General features: G+C 72.3%; 3 protein-coding genes. 2 read left to right on the forward strand and 1 reads right to left on the reverse strand.

Annotated elements, in window-relative coordinates; genetic code table 11:
- Positions 1-123: 123 nt before the first annotated feature.
- Positions 124-435, reverse strand: coding sequence for a hypothetical protein (locus tag ACKUB9_RS27525; RefSeq protein ID WP_407529181.1), 312 nt, complete (start codon positions 433-435; stop codon positions 124-126).
- Positions 436-739: 304 nt separating this feature from the next.
- On the opposite strand from ACKUB9_RS27525, the gene ACKUB9_RS27530 reads away from it, so the two are divergent.
- Both ACKUB9_RS27530 and ACKUB9_RS27535 read left to right on the forward strand, forming a co-directional pair.
- Positions 740-2029, forward strand: coding sequence for a hemolysin family protein (locus ACKUB9_RS27530; protein ID WP_407529182.1), 1290 nt, complete (start codon positions 740-742; stop codon positions 2027-2029).
- 280 nt (positions 2030-2309) lie between these two features.
- A complete protein-coding gene (locus tag ACKUB9_RS27535) occupies positions 2310-3014 on the forward strand; it encodes a PAS domain-containing protein (protein ID WP_410825958.1) in 705 nt (234 codons plus the stop codon).
- Positions 3015-3020 lie beyond the last annotated feature (6 nt).

Below are 3020 nucleotides of genomic sequence, written 5' to 3' on the forward strand. Positions count from 1 at the left end.
AGGCCGGAGCCTGAGCCGCGGCAGGATGGCCCTGCCCACCTCGTCCCCGGCCAGGACGTCGTCGACGGACAAGAAAAAGGGTGCCCGCAGGCACCCTCTTCGATCGTTCGCGGATCCGGCGGTTCAGTAGCCGTAATAGGACGGACCGGGGCCGTAATAGCCGTAGGCCGGGGCCGGATAGTAGTAGCGCGGAGCCTGCGAGGCCGCGATCGCGCCGCCGATGATGCCGAGGGCCGCGCCCGCCGCGAGCGCGCCGCCGACATTGGGGCCGCGGCGGTAGCCGTAGCCGCGATAGCCCCGGTGGCCGTAGCCGCCGTGATAGCCGCCATGGTAGCCGCGATAGCCGGGCCGGGCCTCGGCCGCCGAGGCGACGAGCAGCGATCCGGCGACGGTCGCCGCGAGGGCCGAGAGAGCCAACTTCTTCACGTTTGCCATTCCTTGCGAGTTCGTCGTCACAGTAAACGGCCAGGCTTCTGAACCGAGCCTGAACCGGTCGCGGCCCGAGCACCAGGCAGCGGATGGGCCTCCACTTGGCGGACCGCCGCGAGTGCGTGGCAGGTCGCCGGATGCGCCATCCGTGATCGTGAAAGATCTCGGCACGGCCGGTGGGGTGCTCGGGCTGCCCGATCGGCGACGAGGCGCCGTCGCCTGGGTGGTACGGATCACCGCGGGGCGGGCGATTGACCCCGGGGGTGACCTCCGATCAAGGTGCGGCGTCCCGCACAGAGGCCACCCATCGGTGTTCGAACTCGCCGTCGCGCTGGTCCTGATCCTCCTCAACGGCGTCTTCTCACTCTCCGAACTCGCGGTGGTCTCGGCACGCCGGCCGCGGCTTCAGGTCCTGGCGGAGCAGCGCCGGGCCGGCGCCCGGGCGGCGCTCGCCCTGGCGGAGGATCCCGGCCGCTTCCTGTCGACGGTGCAGATCGGGATCACGCTCATCGGCGTGCTCGCAGGCGCCTTCTCGGGGGCCGCGCTCGGCGAGCGCCTCACCGGCTTCCTGGGCGCCTGGGGTCTCTCCCCGGGGCTCGCCGAGCCCCTCGGCTACGGCGTGGTGATCGGCGTGATCACCTACCTGTCGGTGGTCGTCGGCGAACTGGTTCCCAAGACCCTCGCGCTGCGCAACCCGGAGCGCATCGCCTGCCTGGTCGCCCCGGCGATGACGGTGGTCTCGCGCGTGGCCGGCCCAGTGGTCTGGCTGCTCGACGCCTCGACCCGAGCGCTCTTCCGGCTGGTCGGCGGCAGCACGGAGGCGTCCGCCGCGATCACCGACGAAGAGATCCGCGCGGTGGTGGCGGAGGCCGAGACGGCGGGGATCATCGAGACCCACGAGCGCGCCCTGATCGGCGGCGTGCTGCGCCTGGGCGACCGGAGCGTGCGCGGGGTGATGACGCCCCGCACCGACGTGGCGTGGCTCGACCTCGACGACACGGACGAGGCGATCCGCGAGACCCTGCTGACCACCACGCACGCCCGCCTCCCGGTCGGTCAGCGCGGGCAGGACGAGATCCTCGGCGTGGTCCAGGTCCGCGACCTGCTGCCGGACCTGCTGCGTGGGCAGCCCCTCTCGCTACGGGCGCATATCCGCCACGCACCGGTGGTGCCGGACCGGCTGAGCGCGCTCGACGCGCTGGCGGCCCTGCGAGGAGCGCCGGTGCCGTTCGCGCTGGTGCACGACGAGTACGGCCATTTCGACGGCATCATCACCCCGGCCGACATCCTCGACGCCATCGCGGGCGCCTTCCGGGCGGACGCGCACGATCCGGATCCCGAGGCCGTTCGCCGCGAGGACGGCTCCTGGCTCCTGGCCGGAAGCATGCCGGTGGACGAGATGGCCGACCAGTTGCGGGTGAGGCTGCCCGCGCGGCGCGAGTACGAGACGGTGGCCGGCCTCGTGATCGACGCGCTGCGGCGCCTGCCGCGCACCGGCGAGGTGGTCGAGATCGGCGGCTGGCGCTTCGAGGTCGTCGACATGGATGGACGGCGCGTCGACAAGGTCCTGGCTCAGGCTCTGGCGCAGAGTTCGGAGTGACGCGGGCGGCCGCGACGTTGCGCAGCGCCGCTTTCCTCCTGCATCGCGCGGCGAGCGGTCTTCGCGCGGAACCCGCGCGGAACCTCTGCGACCGTTTCGCAGCGGCCGAACTCTCTGTTTGACAAGCTCCGGCCCCCATGGGAGCGCACGGGCATGCCGCGCGACAGGACCTGCCATCTCCGCCCCACCTCCTCCGGCGCCTCGCGCCGCCGCGCGGCCGGGCCGGCCGGCCCCACCCGGACGCGCGGCGCGCGCGACGGCCGCTGACCTTGAGGCAGGCGTGCAGGCCCATCTCGGCTTTCTCGAAGGCGGCGGCGATCTCGGTGCGCTGATCCGCGCCCACGACTGGGCCGCGACCCCGCTCGGGGCGCCCGAAACATGGCCGCAATCGCTGCGCTCCGCGCTCTCGATCTGCCTTCATTCGAGCTTCCCGACCGCGATCTACTGGGGGGCCGAGCTGCGCCTCCTCTACAACGATGCCTGGGCGCCGATCCCGGGCGAGCGCCACCCTTGGGCGCTCGGCCGTCCCGGCAGCGAGGTGTGGGCCGACATCTGGGACGTCGTCGGACCGCAATTCGCGCGGGTGATGGAGACCGGCGCGGGTTTTTCGACCTACGACCAGATGCTGCCGATGGTGCGCCACGGCGTCCGGCGGGAGACCTACTGGAACTACAGCTTCACCCCGATCCGCGGCGAGGACGGGTCGGTGATCGGCATCTTCAATCAGGGCCACGAGACCACCGACCGGGTCCTCGGCGAGCGCCGGAACCGGCTCGTTCTCGACCTGAGCGACCGCCTGCGGGCCCTGTCCGATCCGCAGGCGATCATCGTCACCGCCCAGGAGGTGCTCGGCCGCTTCCTCCACGCCAACCGCGTCGGGTACGGCGAGGTGGACGAGACGGCGCGCTACTTCACCACGAAGCGCAACTGGACCGACGGGAGCGTGCCCTCGCGCGAGGGTACACCCGACCCCGCCCGCTTCTGACCCCAC

The sequence above is a fragment of the Methylobacterium oryzisoli genome (genome assembly GCF_046557895.1).
Taxonomy (GTDB): Bacteria; Pseudomonadota; Alphaproteobacteria; order Rhizobiales; family Beijerinckiaceae; genus Methylobacterium; species Methylobacterium oryzisoli.

Coding starts and splice junctions, on each gene's coding strand:
- ACKUB9_RS27525 (WP_407529181.1), bottom strand. CDS start 435: ATGGCAAACGTGAAGAAGTTGGCTCTCTCGGCCCTCGCGGCGACCGTC.